We start from the raw sequence: 2593 nt of genomic DNA on the forward strand, positions 1-2593 counted from the left end.
GTAAGCGCGAATTTCCCTGCACCTTTTGCTTTTGAGTGCTCTGATGCATGAGGTGTCCACCAAAATAGGTGGACACCTTGTGATGGCACACGATGATCAGAAACTGCGGGTCAGGCTTGTTGGTCGGAACGGTCGCCGGCGCTACGAGGCGGCATCGAAGGAGCGTCTTGTCGCGAGTTGTCTTGAGCCTGGCGTTTCGGTATCGAGACTTGCGCTCGAACACGGGGTCAACGCGAACCTGCTTCGGAAATGGATCAAGAAGCACACCGCGACCAGGTCTCTCCCGCGGTCTTCCCCATCGGCGTTCATCCCGGTTCAACTTGAGGGGGCTTCCGATCGCGCCCTGTCGCGGGGGAGCAGCGTGGCGATGGTGGGTTTGCCGGCGGCTTGCGATGAAGTGCGCGGGTCGGAACCCAAGGGGACTACAGCTTTTTGTTCTCCGGCCAAAGTGAGCGCGTCGCTGCCGAACGGCGTGAAGGTCGCGCTGGAATGCGGCGATGTGGATGCATTGACGGCGATCATCGGAGCCCTGAGCCATGTTCAGACTGGGCGGTGACCTGCAGGTCTATCTGCACCGTGAGCCGATCGACTTCCGGGCTGGCATCAACAGCCTTGCGGTTCTGGTCCAGGAGACGATGGCGCTCGATCCGTTCGCTCCGGCGGTTTTTGCGTTCTGCAATCGCCGTTGCGACCGGTTGAAGTTGCTGTTCTTCGACCGGTCCGGCTTTGTGCTGGTCCTGAAGCGGCTGACCGAGGACAAGTTCCGATGGCCGCGCCGCCAGGAGGCGGTCGTCACGCTGACGACCGAGCAATTGCACTGGATCCTTGACGGCATCGATATCGATGCGATGGTCCGCCATCCGGTGCGGCAATATCAGGTTGCCGGCTGAGCTCTCGAGTTGAGCGGTTGACGCGTCGGTACGGTTCAGATTCAAGAATCCGATGAATCGAACCGGCGAACCGAGTGTCGAAGCGCTGTTGGCGCGCATTGCTGCGCTGCAGGTGGAGAATCGTCAGCTCACGGAGCGCGTCGTCAGGCTCGAGGAAGAACTGGCGCTGGCACGCCTGCATCGTTTTGCGCCGCGCAGCGAAAAGCACGTCGACCGTCTGTTCAATGAAGCCGAGCAGGCCGCCGACGAGGATGATGCCGGCAGCGAAACGGACAATATCGCCGAACTTCCGGACACGGGCTTGCCACCCGTCGAAAGCACAACGGGAAAGAAGCGCGGCCGCAGACCGCTGCCGGCGAACCTGCCGCGTGAGCGGGTCGAGTATGACCTGTCCGACGATCAGAAGGCGTGTCCTTGCTGCCGTGGCCAGATGCATCGCATGGGCGAGACTGTCACCGAGCAACTTCATATCGAGGTGAAGGCGAAGGTTTTACAGAATGTGCGCTTCAAATATGGGTGCCGCCATTGCGATCGCACCGGGATCAATGCCCCTGTCGTGACCGCGCCGATGCCGACGCAGCCCTTGCCGGGCAGCGTTGCCACGGCCTCAACGCTGGCGTTCGCGCTGGTTCACAAATATGTCGATGGCACGCCGCTCTACCGTCTGGCGCAGGCCTTCGAACGCGCAGGTGTTCCTGTCAGCCGCGGCGCTTTGGGTCACTGGGTGATCGGCTCGAGCGAGAAGCATCTGCATCGCATCTCAGACGCCCTGAAGCTGCGGCTCAGACTGCAACCTCTCATCCATGGCGACGAGACGACGGTTCAGGTCCTCAAGGAGAAGGACAAAAAAGCCACCAGCACATCGTACATGTGGGCTTATCGCAGCGGCCAGGGCAGTCACGAGCCCATCGTTCTTCTGGATTATCAGCCGGGCCGCGGCCAGATCCACCCGCAGGCCTTCCTCGGCGATTACCGTGGCATCGTGATGAGTGACGGCTATACCGCATGGCGCACGCTGGAAGGGGCCACCCACATTGGATGCATGGCCCACTCCCGACGGCGCTTTGTCGATGCCCTCAAGGCGAGGAAGAAGGGCGGCGGTCCGCCCGAGCAGGCGCTGCGGTTCTTCGAACAGTTTTACCGGGTTGAAAGGCAGGCGCGGGACGAAAAACCAGACAGAGGCGAAACGCCAGATCAATGCATTCGCCGCTTCCGCCAGCAACACAGCATTCCCGTCCTGAACGCCCTCAAGGAATGGCTCGATCAAATCGCCCCGAAGGTCTTGCCCGACAGCAAGCTTGGCGATGCCGTATCCTACACTCTGAACCAATGGTCATATCTGACGCGCTACACGCAAGATGGCAGGATGCCGATCGACAACAATCTCCTGGAGCGCGATATCAGAATCTTTGCCACTGGCAGAAAGAGCTGGCTGTTCAGCGACACCGTCGAGGGAGCCAGGGCCAGTGCCGTCGTCTACAGTCTGATGCTGACCTGCCGCGCCTCACGCGTCGAGCCGTTAGCCTGGTTGCGCCACGTCCTCACCGAATTGCCTCAGCGCGCGGGCGACGCCGATATTACCGACCTGCTGCCCTTCAACTTCCCCAAAACCGCCGCTGCCTGAACGGGTCAGATGCCGCCCTCGATACGAAGGCCATCCGTCAAAAGCGCGGGCGTCACCGTGCGGAGAAAATCGCGCTTAC

General features: G+C 61.1%; 3 protein-coding genes. All 3 read left to right on the plus strand.

Features of this window, described 5'->3' with window-relative positions; genetic code table 11:
• Positions 1 to 82 precede the first annotated feature (82 nt).
• Genes IVB48_RS15905 through IVB48_RS15915 form a run of 3 tightly spaced genes read left to right on the plus strand, consistent with a single transcriptional unit; the run spans position 83 to position 2514 of the window.
• Positions 83 to 556: a transposase gene (locus IVB48_RS15905; protein WP_247400757.1), complete on the plus strand. Its 474-nt coding sequence runs from the start codon at positions 83 to 85 to the stop codon at positions 554 to 556.
• A complete protein-coding gene (gene tnpB / locus IVB48_RS15910; RefSeq protein ID WP_247371481.1) occupies positions 537 to 890 on the plus strand; it encodes an IS66 family insertion sequence element accessory protein TnpB in 354 nt (117 codons plus the stop codon). The genes IVB48_RS15905 and tnpB overlap by 20 nt, the downstream gene beginning before the upstream one ends.
• A gap of 52 nt (positions 891 to 942) precedes the next feature.
• Complete coding sequence (locus tag IVB48_RS15915) at positions 943 to 2514, plus strand: IS66 family transposase (protein WP_247400758.1); 1572 nt, start codon at positions 943 to 945, stop codon at positions 2512 to 2514.
• The last annotated feature ends 79 nt before the right edge of the window (positions 2515 to 2593 follow it).

This window comes from Bradyrhizobium sp. 76 (assembly GCF_023073025.1).
Taxonomy (GTDB): Bacteria; Pseudomonadota; Alphaproteobacteria; order Rhizobiales; family Xanthobacteraceae; genus Bradyrhizobium.

Bases quoted from the DNA above. Each gene is read 5' to 3' on its own strand.
- IVB48_RS15915 (WP_247400758.1), top strand. From the start codon at position 943: ATGAATCGAACCGGCGAACCGAGTGTCGAAGCGCTGTTGGCGCGCATT.
- IVB48_RS15905 (WP_247400757.1), top strand. From the start codon at position 83: ATGGCACACGATGATCAGAAACTGCGGGTCAGGCTTGTTGGTCGGAAC.
- tnpB (WP_247371481.1), top strand. From the start codon at position 537: ATGTTCAGACTGGGCGGTGACCTGCAGGTCTATCTGCACCGTGAGCCG.